The organism is Flavobacterium sp. IMCC34518, from assembly GCF_027111095.2.
Taxonomy (GTDB): Bacteria; Bacteroidota; Bacteroidia; order Flavobacteriales; family Flavobacteriaceae; genus Flavobacterium; species Flavobacterium praedii.
Genome location: NZ_CP114284.2, coordinates 2,248,512 through 2,265,261, shown reverse-complemented (window position 1 = coordinate 2,265,261; position 16,750 = coordinate 2,248,512). Strand labels below are relative to the sequence as shown.

The 16,750-nt window shown below is 36.4% G+C and carries 8 protein-coding genes; 2 read left to right on the top strand and 6 right to left on the bottom strand.

Annotation, left to right across the window (positions count from 1 at the left end):
• Positions 1–15: 15 nt before the first annotated feature.
• From pbpC to OZP06_RS09545, 3 genes are all read right to left on the bottom strand, one after another.
• Positions 16–2,391, bottom strand: a complete 2,376-nt coding sequence (pbpC, locus tag OZP06_RS09555) for a penicillin-binding protein 1C (RefSeq protein WP_281323648.1) — start codon at positions 2,389–2,391, stop codon at positions 16–18.
• 194 nt (positions 2,392–2,585) lie between these two features.
• A complete protein-coding gene (locus tag OZP06_RS09550) occupies positions 2,586–8,252 on the bottom strand; it encodes an MG2 domain-containing protein (protein ID WP_281323647.1) in 5,667 nt (1,888 codons plus the stop codon).
• 339 nt (positions 8,253–8,591) lie between these two features.
• Positions 8,592–9,035, bottom strand: coding sequence for a nucleoside deaminase (locus OZP06_RS09545; protein ID WP_269224588.1), 444 nt, complete (start codon positions 9,033–9,035; stop codon positions 8,592–8,594).
• An 84-nt stretch (positions 9,036–9,119) separates the two neighbouring features.
• Between OZP06_RS09545 and OZP06_RS09540 the strand changes: the two genes are divergently transcribed.
• Positions 9,120–10,901, top strand: a complete 1,782-nt coding sequence (locus OZP06_RS09540; RefSeq protein ID WP_269221663.1) for a 1-deoxy-D-xylulose-5-phosphate synthase — start codon at positions 9,120–9,122, stop codon at positions 10,899–10,901.
• A 42-nt stretch (positions 10,902–10,943) separates the two neighbouring features.
• On the top strand, positions 10,944–11,951 hold the full coding sequence (locus tag OZP06_RS09535; protein WP_269221662.1) for a DUF3078 domain-containing protein: 1,008 nt from the start codon (positions 10,944–10,946) through the stop codon (positions 11,949–11,951).
• A gap of 56 nt (positions 11,952–12,007) precedes the next feature.
• Here the strand turns inward: OZP06_RS09535 and OZP06_RS09530 are convergent, their stop codons facing one another.
• The 3 genes from OZP06_RS09530 to OZP06_RS09520 all read right to left on the bottom strand — a co-directional run bounded on the left by OZP06_RS09530 (position 12,008) and on the right by OZP06_RS09520 (position 16,735).
• A complete protein-coding gene (locus OZP06_RS09530) occupies positions 12,008–14,668 on the bottom strand; it encodes a T9SS-dependent M36 family metallopeptidase (protein WP_281323646.1) in 2,661 nt (886 codons plus the stop codon).
• Positions 14,669–14,762: 94 nt separating this feature from the next.
• On the bottom strand, positions 14,763–16,106 hold the full coding sequence (gene dgt / locus OZP06_RS09525) for a dGTP triphosphohydrolase (protein ID WP_281323645.1): 1,344 nt from the start codon (positions 16,104–16,106) through the stop codon (positions 14,763–14,765).
• A 149-nt stretch (positions 16,107–16,255) separates the two neighbouring features.
• Positions 16,256–16,735, bottom strand: coding sequence for an RDD family protein (locus tag OZP06_RS09520; RefSeq protein WP_269221659.1), 480 nt, complete (start codon positions 16,733–16,735; stop codon positions 16,256–16,258).
• Positions 16,736–16,750: the final 15 nt, after the last annotated feature.

The following is a 16,750-nucleotide window of genomic DNA, read 5'->3' as shown; positions in this document are numbered from 1 at the left end:
TTTTTAATTAAAAATTTACTCTTTTACAATTTCTATTTTTCTTCGAATTTCGTTTCCAAATTCATCCACCACAGTGATGTAATGAAACCCTGTTGTAGCCGAAATAGGCATTTCGTGAAAGGTTTTGGTACTACCTTTGAACACATTATCAACATACCAAAACAGCTTACTATCCCTTTGAGAATGGGCTACTTTTAAAATCACGGGCTGAACTTCGCTATTGAAATTCTTCGTAAGATAGATTTTACTGTTTGTTTTCGGATAAATAAAATCCATTGTAGCCGTTTGTGTTCCCATACAATCGTTCCGAAACGGGGGCAAAGGCAAATACTCAATATGCTGACTTTTGTAATACCAAGCCATTACGGGTGGCAAAACGAACCAGTTTTTGGTCACTATATTTTCTATGTTTTCGCAACTGCTGTTCACTTGAAATTGCTGTGATTTATCCAAATGCACGGTTTTGTGATACGGACAAATAGAAGTGTTTTTTCCTTTCTTCGGAACGAGTTGCTTTATTGTTGGGCAACCGTCTTTGGCCAAATGACCACTCAAACTGCAAACTTCAACTTCTTCTAAATCTTTATATGGCGTATCAAACCATCGCTGTCTGGGCAACAAATTAAAAACATCAAATAAAATTGGCGCTGCGCTGGTGACTCCCGTCAATGTGGGTCTGCCCTCGCCTGTCGCGTTACCTACCCACACACCTACCACATATCTCGCATTGGTTCCTATCGCCCACGCATCACGATTCCCGAAACTTGTCCCCGTTTTCCAAGCAATCTTGAGTGAACTGTCATAGAACTTCCAAGCTTCATCGCCTTCGGGACGATTCACTTGTTCCATCGCATTATAAGTAAGCCAAATCGATCCCGCTCCCAAAATGTTCTTTTGTTTGGTTTCGTCTCCAAAATCAACTTGAAAATCATCCTGATAGTTTAATTCAGCAAATTCATTGGTTCTGTAGTTTCCTTGATTTTTATTGAAAAAATTTAAAGTGGAAGACAAACCGGCGTAAGTTCGGCACAAATCCCATAAATTACTTTCGGCTCCACCTAAAATAAGCGACAAGCCATAATGATCGGGCGGTTTTGAAATATCCCGTAATTTGAATCGTTGTAATTCTTCATAAAATTTATTCACCCCAAAATCCTGCAACATCAATACGGCAGGAATATTCAACGAACGCGATAACGCCCGATGTGCCGGAACTGCTCCGTCAAATGTCAAATTGAAATTTTGAGGTGTATAGCCCGAAATTTGTGTCGGAATGTCTGCCACTAGCGTATTGGGTAATAACTCTCCATCGTCGAGCATACCAGCGTATAAAAGCGGTTTTAGAATACTTCCAGTACTTCTTGGTGCATCAATAATATCGACATCTTTTTGATGATTGCTGTCCGTAGGTGAATTTCCAACATAACTCATCACTTTTCTATTGGAAACATCGATAACCAAAATAGCCAAATTATGTACTTCGTTTTGCTTGTACTGGTTATAATAATACTTTGCAATTTGATTGACTCTGTTTTGCAACCCAATTTCTATAGTCGTTTTCACCCGAGTTCCTACTTGATTCTTAGCAACACGTTGCAATAAATGAGGTGCGATTTGAGGCAAATCATAAGGTTTTTGAGGCAAAGGCTCATCTATCGAAAGCTCGTAAGTCTGCTTATCAATTATACCTTCTTGGTTTAATTTTAACAAAAGTCGGTTGCGCTTGCTCAATAATTTGATTTGGTTCTTCCCAGGATAAATCAAACTAGGCGCATTCGGTAAAACGGCCAAAGTAGCACTCTCCGCCCAAGACAATTGATGGGATTGCACGCCAAAATACCGCCAAGAAGCCATTTCGAGACCCACCACATTTCCTCCAAAAGGGGCGTGAGAAGCATATAATTCCAAAATTTCGTTTTTAGAATAGCCCAACTCTAATCGGGTGGCGAGAATGAGTTCGATTATTTTTTCGAAATAGGTTCGGCCTTTGCCATTTCTAGACAAGCGAATGACTTGCTGGGTCAAGGTGCTTCCCCCGCGAACGACTTTACCCGCTTTTCTGTTTTGCTGAAAAGCATTGACCATCGCCATAGGATTGAATCCAGGATGGTTGTAGAAATATTCATCTTCAAAATAGACAATACATTTCTTGAATTTATCGGGAACGCTGTCCTGTGCAGGAAATCGCCATTGTCCATCGAGAGCAATTTTAGCGCCAAGCAATTCTCCTTCTTTGCTTTCAATCACCGTAGAATAAGGCTCTTGAAACAAAGTTCGTGGCAACGAAAAATAATAAACCACCAACAGCAAAAATGCTATTGATGATTTAATTTTATTTGTTTTTATCCAATTAATGATGCGTTGCAGGAACGCTATTAGTTTATTTTTCAAAATGAATTTTGTTTAACCGCAAGGGTCGCAAAGTTATACGCAAAGTTCGCAAAGAATTTTTGATTGTTTCTAAAACTTAAATTTTTGCCACAGATTTTACGGATTGCACTGATTTACACGGATTCTATTCTTTATGATTAGACTATTGTTAAATTCCGTTGCATCCGTGTCATCCGTGGCCATTTTACCATCTTCTATTTCACCACTTGAACCCAAAACCCTTTCGTTCTAGCCAAAAATGTATTGTCATACATTGCTTCACATTGCAGTCCCGGCAGATAATAGGTTCCTAAATAAGAGGCATTCAGTAATATTCTAAAGGTTTTCACTTCTCCCGCTTTCAATCCAAAATAGAAATTGGTCCTATCATCGCGAATATCAATATAATCGGCAACATTATTGGTTGCGTCTCCATAATCTGTGAAACGCGTATTTACAATTTCGAAACCAGAAGGCAAAATTTGTGACAACGCCACATTTTCTACGTGCTCATTTTTCTGGTTTTTAACGGTTACCTCAGCAACAAATTCTGTCCCTTGATTAATTTTAGACACATTGATAACGCCTCCTTTTCTGTTTTTGAAAAAAATCGAAGCCGAAACATTACTCTGAATCGCTTTTTCTTGTCCAATTGGAAGAATTCCTGTATTCAGCACACGAACAAACAATCTATTCTTTCTGTTGTTTTTTAGAGTCACACTATTCGAACCCGTTTTGACCACCAAACTTCGGTCTGCGATGGTTTTCATCGTTTTAATTGATTGTGCTTTTCCGTCTTTACTGAACTGAACATTGATTCCTTTTGGACCATTACTAACAGAAAATTTAGCCATTGCATACAAACAATAAGCCGTAGTTTGCGTACTCATCCATTGGTCACTAGACATATCTTTGGCCAATTTTGTTGCCATTGCAAATGCTTTTTGCTTTTGCCCAAGCAATAACAATGTTTCGAGAGCCATTGCACGATTCCTATCATTAGAACCATAATAGTAATAATTATAATTCGAATTATCATCTATAGAAGTATTTAGCAACAACGTCAAACCTGCTGCTTTTTGTCCTGCCAATACATAAGCCGAAGCCAAACGCAATTTACTTTCATTCGAAATGCCTTTGGTTTCACGCAATCTGTTCATCGAAGATAAATCGGGTGCTCCCGCCAATGCTAATGTGTACAAGCGATACGATTGCGCCAAATCATTTCCATAACTCGGCATAAATCGCCATTGCTTCGCTTCTTTTTGCTGATACGAAATCCATTTTGATTTGAAATTGATTGGCAAGAAATACCCTTTTTTCTCTGCTTCAATCATGAAATGTCCAGCATACGAAGAACCCCAATCATCGGCAACGGTTCCTCCTTGCCAGTATGACATTCCCCCATTCGATAATTGAAAACCTCCTAATCGAGTAATTCCAGCGGTCACATTTTTTTGAATTAATTGCTGACGCGTAGCATCCAAATCGGCAATATCATTTAAGTACAATTGCGGAAAAACAGACGAAGTCGTTTGCTCAACGCAGCCATGAGGATATTGAATCAGATATTGCAATCGTCCATTTAAATTAATAGTTGGCATTGAGGAAACCTCCAATTTTGCCTTATTACTTCCGGAAACACCAAATGTTTTCCACGAAATAGTTTTAGTACTATTTGGTTCCAAAATCACATCAGTGAACGTATTGGTCACTGGATTCGGATTCGTCATATCGATCTCTACATCGTACACTGATTTTTCCTTGCCTGAAGTCGCTACAATCTGCACTTTTCCGATTCCTGTTATAGAACCCACAGCCAAATTAAAATAAGCCATTTTTTCGTCAGGCTGAGCGAATGACAATTTTTGAGTGGCACTGCCAATAACTTTTAATCCATTATTCGTTTTAATCTGAACCGTAACATTTTTTATGTTTTTTTCCATTGCAAAAACAGTAACAGGAATCGTCACTTTCTCAGATGGAGAAATTTTTCTCGGCAACGACGCCAAAACCATTAGCGGACTGCGAACTGGTGTTGCTTTTTCGACACTTCCATACGCACTTGTAGTTGCATCGCCAGCCACAATCATTGTTTTTACAGAACCAATGTATTTCGGTAATTTCACTTGATGGGTTTTGGTTTGTCCTTTTTCTAATTTAAAAGGCCCCATATAAATTACAACCGGTTTGAAACGATTGGCTTTTTTAGCTTTTCCACCACCTAAATCTTGGTCACCACCGATGCTGAAAATCTGATTCACTTTTCCGCCATACGCTCCAATCACATCGTCATAAATATCCCAAGTTTTTACACCCAAAGCTTCCCGAACATAGAAACTATCCCAAGCATTTGGCGCTTTAAAACGGGTTAAATCCAATAATCCTTCATCTACAATGGCAATGGTGTATGTCATTGCTTTTCCGGATTGTTCACTCACTTTTATTGCAAATGACTGTTCAGGACGCAACACATCCGGCATTACCAATTTGGGTGTCAAAATCGTATTCTTGTCAATCACTTCGATTGGTACAATTCCATACATACGGATTGGTAAATCATTCTTGGTTGTAGCATGTGGTTGCAACAACGTAATATTGAAATACACATTCGGCGCCATTGCAGCAGTAATCGGAATAGTCACTTTGGTTTCTCCTTTTTGGGTCTTAGCCCAAAGCGTTTGCAATACTTTCGATCCATTTTCGATTGATATAAAAGCACGCCCCCCTTCACTCGACGGGAACGAAATTTGAGCATTTTCACCGACGGCATAATTTTGTTTATCAGTAGAAAAAACCAACATATTCGCCGTTGAAGCATCGGTATTTCTAGTTTTTCCAGACCACATTGGCCAATCGATATTTACCGTCAATGCCGTTGCGTGTCCACCAACTTCATCTGAAACCCGAATTAAATAACGTCCCCACTCTTCATCGGTTAAGGCAAAACGCACACTTCCTTTTCCGCTAGCATCGGTGTTTATTGTAAAAGTTTTGTACGAAGTCGTAGCATCATCCGAATTATAATTTGATAAATTATCGCTCGATTCATCCCACCACCAGCGCCATTCTACTTTATAAACTTTCACTTCTAAGTTTTTGACTGCTTTGGGCTTTCCATTTTCATCAACCGTAACCACATCAAATTGATTTACTTTTCGGGTTTCCAGCATTCCGTATTTGTTGGGTTCGGGTGACTTTATACCCACATAAGTACTGTACGGAGAATAGGTCGTAGCTATGACATCGGTGCTAAAATCACCGCCTTCTTCATACACTTTGGTAATAAATGACGCTTTCAGCATACCCGGTGCTTCTCCTTGAATTTTTGGATCTATAACAGCATTCGCTTTTCCATTAGCATCCAATTTTCCAGAGAAAACCGTAACTTCTTCGGTGCTAAATTTTCGAACCAAATCATCAAAAACATACTTTTCATAATTCTTGAAAGTCGTTGCTTGTTGTGAAAATTTAGCTTGCATTTCGACATTCAAATTTTTAGCCACGGCCCCATGAAGCCAAGTCACTTCGAGATTGCTGGTATTTGGATACGAAGATGAAAGTACTGCTCGTTTGAAAGTATTTTTTATTTTTAAACGATTCGGTTTGATGGTTTCGATTTTTATACTTTTATAAAACTTCGCACCACCCACGCTAACCATTGCTTCCCAATTTCCGGTAGGTGCATCATTTTCAGTTGGAACAGTAAACGCATAATGATTCAACTCATTCGATTTTTGAACCGTTTGATAGGTTACTTTCCCATTTGGATCGGCTAATCTAAATTTTATAGGATGCCCTAATGGAATTTTATTCGAAGCATCATTCAAAATAAAAGACAAATACAGATTATCCCCAGGACGCCAAACGCCACGTTCCCCATATATAAATCCTTTGAGTCCTTTTTGCAAGGTTTCTCCAGACACATTAAAATTACTTACCGATAAAGAATGACCATCGTCAAGCTTTACATAAGTGGATTGCGTTCCGTAAGTTACAATCGCAAAATAGGCAAAAGTATCCAACTGAAAACTGGCAATACCTTCACTGCTTGTTGCTGCTGTGCCTACTTTTTGCTGTTGAAAACTGTACAAATCTACTCTTGCATTTGCAATGGGTTCGGTTGTAATAATATTGCTTACGGCAAATAAATAGGATTTATTATCTCCTCGTTTGGCTATTACTCCAACATCCGAGGCCAAAATATTCGTTCCTATTTTGGCATTATAATAATAGGAGCTCGTACAAGGATCTTGACTTTCCCTCCATTCATAATCGTCATAATAGTAATCATCATAAGAGTTTTCACTGTAATTTACGTCTTTTTCATCTACTTCTTCTGCCTCCTCAGTATCAGTATTATCCGCTTCTGAGTTTTCGCATTTGTACAAAGAGTACGCTTTTTTATAAGAGAACTCTACTCTGTAAATAGCACCGGGTTCAGGTGTAATAATTTTGGACAAATCCAATGCAAAAGTGTTCCATTTGCTTAAATTAACCAAACTACTTTCCTTTAAATTCAGCGTTGATTTAGCAATAGGTTGCGATACCTTTTTTAGATTTTGAGTACCATTCAACTCATTATCCTGCAAAAATTGAAGAATGTTATTTTTGTAAATTTTATATACTTTGACATCAACCGCACTCAAATTTACAGCTTCAAAATTGAGTTTTAAATTACTGGAACTTGGCAAAATAGTTCCATTTTTGATAAAGCGAACGTTGGGTTTTATTTCATCAAATGAAATTTTTTCAGAATAATTTTCATTCAGCTTTTTACCGTATTCACTTTCTATGCCTTGAAAAACTTCCAACAGCAATTCTCCAGTAAGTTTTTGTGAATCCACAATTGGCTCAGGCTCGACAACGGCAACTTCCTCTGGTTCTTCTGCCACGACAGTATCTGAAACAACAGCAGTAGAATCTGACGAAACATCTTCAGGAACTACTTCAGGAACTACTTCAACCGTTTTTTCAATGGCTCTCTCATTATTGAAATACACTTTTAACAAATTACCTTGAGTAGAAAATTTTAAATTATTAGTGTTCTGAATTGCCACCAAACCTTTAAAATCTTGACCTTTCTCCAATGGTTCCGAAAAATTGATAGTCAAGGATTGATTGTTTCCTTCACTCATCTCCGTTTTTATGACTTTGAACTCATTTAGCGCCGTAATCGGAAAATCAATGGTCCCGTTTTGGTCCATTTCAAAATCGTTTCCGTCGTACTTTATCTCAAGATTACTTTTGGAATCCAATCGCTGAATACTATCAATTCTAAATTTGAATTCTTTCCCAACCGCTGCTGATTTTTCAAAAATAATTTTCAAGTCGTTTCCATTATGCTCAGCTTCCACTAACTTCTTGGCCGACTCAAAATCCATATTGTCTGCGGTTTTCAGTACACAATTCAAATATTGGTAATCTTTACTGTATGATTGCAAATCGAGCGTATTGACAACAAAATCCTGTTTGATGGTCTTCACTGTAAAATTGAAATTGGAAAGTGTTTTATCTTTTTCGACAACCTTTGGATTTAGCTTATCCAAGTGCAAAGTCACCTGATATTCGGTGCCCGATTCTAATTTTTTCTCAGGAATAAAAGCAATGGTATTACTAGAAAGCGCAATCACTTTTCCGTTGACACTCGGAGAAATATCGAATAAATCATCGTCTAAAACCTGATTGACTTTCCAATTATTGGTATCGAAAGCCAAAACCACACGAATGTCCGATTGTGCTGAGACTATCCCCCCCGTAAAACTGACTATATACTCTTTGAATAATGAAAAATCGGAATTAAAATCGGCAGCAGATTTTTTACCGCACGCTTGAAACAAAAAAAACACACAAAACACGTAAATTAATCCTTTTGTTTTCACTTTTATCTAGAGTTAATGGGTTACAAATTAAAATTATAGCAACATTTTACAATTAAAACGATAACTGCAAAAGCACTCATTATATTGTAGTAAAAGTATAGTATTTTAATTAATTTTTTAAGAAGAAAATTCTTTGGAGGTAAATTATTTTTTAAAGGTATTTTTTAGGAGCTTTTTGCTTCGCCAGTTCGTTTCACTCGTGTCCAGCTATTCGTTACAATCTTATATGCCGAACACCGGCACATAAGGATTTTCACTTCAAACGAAGTTCACTGAATTCCTATGAAAAATAAATATTAAATGAAGTAATCTGGGCTAGGGATTTTCAGTTTAACAAGACTATTTCCTTCTCTCAGCAAAAAAATGTTTCATCAATTCCGAAGCTTCATTCGCCATAATCCCTCGAACGACAACTGTTTTGGGATGCAATTGTGTTCCCATTTTTACAAAACCACGGTGGTCGTCGCTGGCGCCATAAACAATTTTGGTAATTTGGCTCCAGTACAAAGCACCCGCACACATCTGACATGGCTCGAGCGTAACATAAAGCGTGCAATCTTTCAAGTATTTTCCGCCAAGGAAATTGGCTGCGGCGGTTATGGCTTGCATTTCGGCGTGGGCGGTCACATCATTCAACAATTCGGTTAAATTATGGCTTCTGGCAATTACTGTGTCATTGACCACAATAACGGCACCCACAGGAATTTCGCCTTTATCAAAAGCCATTTCAGCTTCCTGCAAAGCTTTTTTCATAAAGTACTCGTCCGTAAAAATGTTTTCCATAAGTCCCCAAGTCCCAGAAAGGGAATTATTAAGTTGCCGTACAAAAATAGAAAACAAAACCGTAAATTCGCTTTTTAAACTACAATGAAAAGCAACTTACTCGAACAGATTTATTCCCCGATTGATTTACGCCAGCTTGACGAAGCACAACTTCCACAATTGGCACAAGAATTACGTGATTTCATCATCAATATTGTTGCCACCAAAGAAGGGCATCTTGGCGCTAGTCTTGGTGTAGTCGAACTCACGATCGCTTTGCATTATGTTTTCAATACACCCGAAGATTTATTGGTTTGGGATGTCGGTCATCAAGCCTATGGACATAAAATCCTGACCGAACGAAGAACCATTTTTCATACCAATCGACAATTGGGAGGGATTTCAGGTTTTCCAAAAAGAAGCGAAAGCATTTACGATACTTTTGGCGTAGGCCACTCCTCTACTTCTATTTCAGCTGCCTTAGGAATGGCAATTGCATCCAATTTAAAAGGCGATTTCGAAAAACAGCACATTGCAGTAATAGGTGATGCCTCAATCGCTTCAGGAATGGCCTTTGAAGGTTTGAATCATGCTGGAGTAACTGATGCTAATTTATTGGTTATCCTAAATGACAACGCTATTGGAATTGACCCAAGTGTAGGCGCTCTCAAAAAGTACCTCACATCCGTAAAAGAGGGAAAAAACCCGAGACAGAATAATATGATTCGCTCACTGAATTTTGATTATTCGGGACCAATTGATGGCAATGATATTTTTGCAGTAATCAAAGAATTAAAGCGTTTGCAACAAACAAAAGGGCCAAAATTTTTACATATCATTACAACCAAAGGCAAAGGTCTTCAACAAGCCGAAGAAAATCAGGTGAAATACCATGCTCCTGGTAAATTTGACGCCTCAACTGGAGAAATCATTCCAAAACAAGAAGAAAATTTACCTCCAAAATACCAAGACGTTTTTGGACTGACCATTTTGGATTTGGCCAAAAAGAATGAAAAAATTGTTGGAATTACACCCGCAATGCCATCCGGAAGCTCGTTGAAATTTATGATGGATGCATTTCCAAAACGCGCATTTGATGTGGGCATCGCTGAACAACACGCCGTAACTTTGGCTGCTGGAATGGCTACACAAGGAATGATTGTGTATTGCAATATTTATTCTACTTTTTTACAACGCGCTTATGACCAAGTGATCCACGATGTGGCTTTGCAAAATTTGCCTGTCATTTTTTGTCTAGACAGAGCTGGTCTCGTTGGCGAAGACGGAGCTACACATCACGGTGTTTTTGACTTGGCTTATTTACGCTGTATTCCAAACATGATTATTTACGCTCCTTTAAATGAAATTGACTTACAAAACATTTTATATACTGCCCAATTGGGTTTAAATCATCCTATTGCCATTCGTTATCCTCGAGGTAGAGGTGTTATCAGAGATTGGGAAACATCCTATCTTGGGAAATACGAAAAAATAGAAATTGGAAAAGCAAAATTACTCCAAAGTGGGGCAAAAGTTGCTATTTTATCAACTGGCGCAATTGGAAATAATGTCACTTTGGCCTTGTCTAAAATAGCACATCCAGAAAATTTTGCCCATTATGATTTTCCATTTGTAAAACCTTTGGATGAAAACGAACTACATACTATTTTTAGCCAATTTGAATCCATAATAACTATTGAAGATGGCGTCATAAAAGGAGGTTTCGGAACTGGAATTCTGGAATTTGCAGCGACCTATCATTACAATTCAAAAATGCAACTTTTAGGAATACCTGATGAATTTATTGAGCAGGGTTCGATTGATGAATTACAACAATATTGCGAAATTTCCGTTGATAGTTTGAAAATCATTTTCTCAAGTTACTGAAATTAATTAATTTGCGTCTTTAAAATACCACAGCTCCACGCCATGACCTTTTTAACCAAACCGATTGCAATTCTATTTCTATTCTTTTCAATTAGCAGTATCGCTCAAATAAGAATAATCACAAGTAAAATGGATACCATTTCTATAAAAACTGGTCAACCCATTACTACCATAATAACCTCCAAACCAGATAGTATTTCAAATTGGACAAATAAAAACACTTTAGGAATTGATATTTCTGAGATTGCTTTTGTCAACTGGAGCGCAGGGGGAACAAGTGCTGTTACAGGACTAGTAAAAGGACATCTTAAGCGAGATTATAAGGATGATTATCAAGTTTGGGCAAACGAACTTATTTTTAGATATGGATTAAACAAACAAGAAGGTACTGAACTCCGAAAAACAGATGATGTTTTTAGAATCAACTCTACTTATGGTTTCAGAAAAGATTCTTTATCCAATTGGTATCATTCCGCTAAATTCAACTTCAATACCCAATTCACTAACGGATATAACTATCCCGATACCGACAATCCAATTTCTAAACCTTTTGCTCCTGCCTACACTTTCTTAGGAATTGGTTCTGAGTATATTTATAAACCAGAAAAACTAAATGTCTATTTATCACCTTTAACATTAAAAAACACAGCAGTTCTGGATCAAACTTTAGCCAATGCTGGAGCTTATGGTGTTAGAAAAGCAATTTATGATGCACAAGGAAATTTAATATCAAAGGGTAAAAAATCTAAAACGGAGCTGGGTATTTTAGTAACTAGCTCTTTTGAGAAAGAGATTTTTACGAATATTACAATTAAAAACCGCTTGAGTTTATACACCGATTATCTACATAATTTTGGCAATATTGATGTCGATTGGCAATTTCATGCCGATTTAAAAGTTAACCAGTATGTAAAAGCAAATATTGGATGGAATTTAATTTATGACGAAGACATTGATGTCATCAAAGAAGAAAATGGAATAAAAATAAACGAAGGTCCAAAAGTACAATTAAAACAAGTATTGGGAATTGGACTCGAATATACTTTTTAAACCAAAAAAAAAGAGCCTATTTCTAGACTCTTTTTTTGTATTATAAATTAAAAGTATTAGTTAACAATTACTTTTTCAACATAATTCAAACCATCACCTTTAACGGTAACAACATAAATCCCTTTAGACAAAGCACTTAAATCCAAAGATTTGTTGCCTTCAAAATCGATATCTTTTTGGTCGTAAACAACTCTGCCTGTTAAGTCACAAATTTGTATAGTAACTTTCCCAACAAATTGACTTATTTTGATAGTAATACTTCCAGTAGTAGGATTTGGATACATTTTCATTACTGATTCATTCTCAAAATCTTTTACTGCTAATACACAATTAGGACCTGCAGTTGGCATAGTAAAATCTTCCACCTGGTCATTTCCAATATTCTCGTCTCCAGCAGAAGCATTTTTTCCTAATCCTCTAGCTGCAAAAACTTCCCAAATCATACAATAATCTGCTCCACCAGTCAGAGCTTGATCTGCTGCTAAAATGGCATCTCTACCGCTAACAAAAGTTGGACTACAGGGTTGTAATTTTATACCATCAAGTACCACACGCATCAATTTATTATTCCCTCCGGTTCCAGCATATTTATTATCATCATAACCATATTTATTGATATAAGCCCAAGACAAATCCCATAAAATAGTAGCCCAAACAGCTCCAGTTCCGTGCTCTTCTGTTTGCTCTATTCCATCAGTATCAACATATTGATATTTGTTTGTATTGGCATAAGTTAATGGATTTATTGTTTTATCTGTAGAATATGGATAATCTCTTATACCAAGCCCATCTGTAGATTGACTTGACACATAAGTCCCAATACCTCTTTTAGTAGTACCAACATCCCCTGGTTTTAATTGCATCATTAATGCTATCCAATCAGACCATCCCTCTCCCATTTGATCTGTATTATCCAAACAACTTGAATTATTACGTCCACCTGCCAAACGAGTTGAAATTCCATGTCCATATTCATGTGCGATAATTCCATTATCAAAATCCCCATCCGTATTAACAAATGGACTAGTCTCTAATTGTAGTTTAACATTAACGGCCTGTGTTTGCATTTGAGTAATTAAAGCTTCGCCAACTTCTTGTGTCACGCTAATAGAAGGAATTGTAATGGTTGCTTCAGCACCGGACATGGTTATTTCTCCTGCTTTATTATTCACTACAATTACGGCAATTGCACCAGCATCTTGAGCAAATTTGACTTTTACTGTAAAATTACATCCTCCTCTTCTCAAAATGACAATTTTGCCATTTAGTGCTGCTGCATTCACTGGCGCATAACAACCTTCATCAGCTACATTTGTTGCATTTACATACAAAACTAAGTCAGATTGCAAAAAAGAAGGGGCAATTGGCAAATCAATATGACCGGGGTCAAATCCATTCTGCCTAGCAAAATAGCTACCTGCTATAGAAGAAGGTGCTGTAACAATTAATGGTTTTATTGCTGGTGAATAATTCCACAAAAACATTTGCATTCTTCCATTTTGACCATCTACCCCCGATGAAAAATTTGCATTATTTATACTTTGTGGACTAGCAGATGATCCGTCTTGTGCATCTGCATATACGAAATCATTTCCTGCAGCTCCTTTTCCATAATTATTTTTCTGAAAATTACCATTAGTCTCATCAAATCCATACTGATACCATATATCATGCATCACATTATTCATATAAAACAAATTGGTAGTTGCTGCTTTTAATGAACTAGAAGCTGAAACATTTGTTCCCATATACGGAAAATCAAACAACAATGAAGCTCCTCCATCTGGACTATTCCCAGCAAGATTATCCCCATCCATATCTTCTTTAGCCCAAACATTATTCCCTCTAGTTATGGTGTAATCAGCACCTAAAATACCATTAGTGTCGTGCCAGCCAAAAGGTGATGCTTTAGCATTAGCAGGGTTTGAAATTAATTTTCTGGAAGAGTGATTTGGACTTTCATAATTAAACGGAACTACATTGTAAGTCCCTTCATTGGCCATACTAGTCTTTTTAGTATACAATTGTTTATATGTTAAAGGACTTGCGTTTACAAACACATCTATATTTATTAGAGAATTTTGCTTTTTTATATCAAAATTACAAGAAATAATACGATCCTTTTTTTCTAATATTTTTCCTGTTTGTGCATCAATACGAAGACTCCACTCATGATTTGGAGCAGTTGTACTTATGGTAAAATCCCAAGCCAAAACCAACGATTTATCTTTTGTCAAATAGTAAACTAAATTAGCAGAAACTGGCTCGCCTTTCCCAAAACCATTACTAATTGAATACTTATTTTTACTTATGGTTTCTAAAATAGCAAATGGTTCTGTTGGTATAATTTTCAATTGCTCATAGGCTTTGGATAATGCTTGTAAAACAGAAAGAGAAGGAGTCGATGTATTTGCTTTTTTGGATACATTGGCTACAAATTTCTTCTCAGCTCTCATAACTTGTCCATTCTTTATAGAAAAAGCGGAAACTGATCTAAAAACTTCAATGCCATTATATCTTTGAACTACATAACAATTGGTGATTGTCGAATTTGATGTAGTTCCTTCACTTTCTATAAACCAATCACTAACATCTTTTGCAGATAAACCAGACTTAGCTGAATTAGAATTTAAATATTTTTGAATTATTTCTTTATTGGATTGAGAAAACACAAGAAAAGGAATTAAAGAAAAGAGTAAAAGAGTAATTTTTTTCATAAATTAATTAAGTTTATTCAAATGTTAGTTATTACGTACAAACTTAAACGTTTTTTACAATATTAAAACTTTTACTTCTTTTAAAGTTAATAATTTAACTTTTTCCTGCTGTAATTGTTTTATAAAACAACAAAGCATTCCCATCTGTAAGCATCGATACAAAATGACAGATATGAAGTAATCTTTCATAAAGATTTTCTTTCTCTAAATGATGCTTTTCAGGTAACATTTTCAAGATTAAACCATCATAATTAGACATACTTCCTTCGTATTTATTATTAAAAGCAGTAATGAATTTATCTAATATGGTTTGAATAATTTGATAACCAACAATTTCTTTTTCTACCACTTCACGGCTTTGGTAAACATTCTTGACGCTAATCTTAATAATATCATACATTTGGGCTTTGTATTTGCTTTTATCAGTCAAAGCAAAAGGAAATTTTCCTTGCATAATAGCTTCTTCATTTTCAATAAAAACTTTGACGGCATCATTAATTAAACTCCCAATTGCCAATGCTCTCAAATAACTGATTCTATCTTCTTTGGTTTCTAATATTTTGTATTTTGAAGTATCAATACTATCTTTCACCAATTTGATCAAATATTCAAGAGCAAAATCTTCGGAGACCAATCCTAAATTGATTCCGTCTTCAAAATCAATTATGGTGTAACAAATGTCATCAGCAGCTTCAACCAAATAAGCGAGTGGATGTCTTTCGAAACCAATATCGTTTCCTGTTTTATTGGCAATCATACCCATATCAGTTGCGACTTCCTGAAAGAAAACTTTATCCGTTTGAAAAAAACCATATTTTTTATCTGCGATATTTTGAGTTGGTTTTTTGGGCAAACTTTCTTTTGGGTATTTCATAAAAGCCCCCAGAGTGGCGTAAGAAAGTCTGACTCCCCCTTCCACACCGGGACGTGAACTATTTAAAACCGAAAATCCATTGGCATTACCCTCAAAATCAATCAAATCTTGCCATTCTTTGGCTGATAATTGATCTTTGTATTTTGAACCTTTTCCTATCGAAAAATATTCTCCAATGGCTTTTTCACCCGAATGCCCAAAAGGTGGATTTCCAATATCATGCGCCAAAGAGGCGGCGGCTACGATCGCACCAAAATCATTCATTTGGTATCCATGAACTTCCTGCAAATACGGATATTTCTCCAATATTTTTTTACCAACCAATCGTCCCAAGGAACGCCCAACAACGGAAACTTCCAAACTGTGCGTTAAACGAGTGTGTACAAAATCGGTTTTGGAAAGCGGAATTACTTGTGTTTTGTCCTGCAAACTTCTAAAAGCGGAGGAAAATATGATTCGGTCATAATCGACTTCAAAGCCCAAACGGGTTTCGTCCTGTTCGATTCTTAATCTTTTGCCTGTGTCGCCTTGTCTTTTTAGTGATAATAGTTGTTCCCAGTTCATTCTGATTTTAGATTATAATCTCGAAAATAGTCGAGAATTGATTTTAGAATAGCTCCAAAGATAAAGTAAATATCGAATCTGATTATTCTATTAAAACAAAAAGCCGCCAAAATTGACCGCTTTTTGATTACTATTCTATTTTTTACCTATCAAGGCAAAATAATAATTTTCTTTTGTTTTTCAAATTCCTGTTTTTTTACCACGTAGGTTTCCGACATTGAATCATGCCAGCCTCCTGCCTCACCGCCTAAAAAAGAAAAAATCTCAAACGGAATGTATCTACAAAGGGTTCGTTTCAAAATGCTTTTGTAATTGGGTTTTGAGCCATTTTTCAAAATTACATACGTTTGGGTTAAGAATTTCGCAAGAGAACGAGAGAAATACAGTTCGGTCAAATAATAATAAAACCCAGCAATGATGGCAAAATAAATCCCTTTTTCGAACACGCCCATATTGCTAATCCATGCCTTTAATACACTGCTATTGGCAACATCGGCAAATATAGCTATGGTTGCCCCAACACTAATCCAAATCACATATACGAAGACTAAATCAATTAGTAAATTTAAGAAACGCTGCTGTCTTGAAGCTAATAAATCATCTGTAACTGTAAATTTTTTATTTTCCATGTTTTCCGTTATTTA

Excerpts from the sequence above, each read along its gene's own strand:
- OZP06_RS09545 (WP_269224588.1), bottom strand. The coding sequence starts at position 9,035 with ATGGAAAACATTTTTACGGACGAGTACTTTATGAAAAAAGCTTTGCAG.
- OZP06_RS09540 (WP_269221663.1), top strand. The coding sequence starts at position 9,120 with ATGAAAAGCAACTTACTCGAACAGATTTATTCCCCGATTGATTTACGC.
- OZP06_RS09535 (WP_269221662.1), top strand. The coding sequence starts at position 10,944 with ATGACCTTTTTAACCAAACCGATTGCAATTCTATTTCTATTCTTTTCA.
- OZP06_RS09530 (WP_281323646.1), bottom strand. The coding sequence starts at position 14,668 with ATGAAAAAAATTACTCTTTTACTCTTTTCTTTAATTCCTTTTCTTGTG.
- dgt (WP_281323645.1), bottom strand. The coding sequence starts at position 16,106 with ATGAACTGGGAACAACTATTATCACTAAAAAGACAAGGCGACACAGGC.
- OZP06_RS09520 (WP_269221659.1), bottom strand. The coding sequence starts at position 16,735 with ATGGAAAATAAAAAATTTACAGTTACAGATGATTTATTAGCTTCAAGA.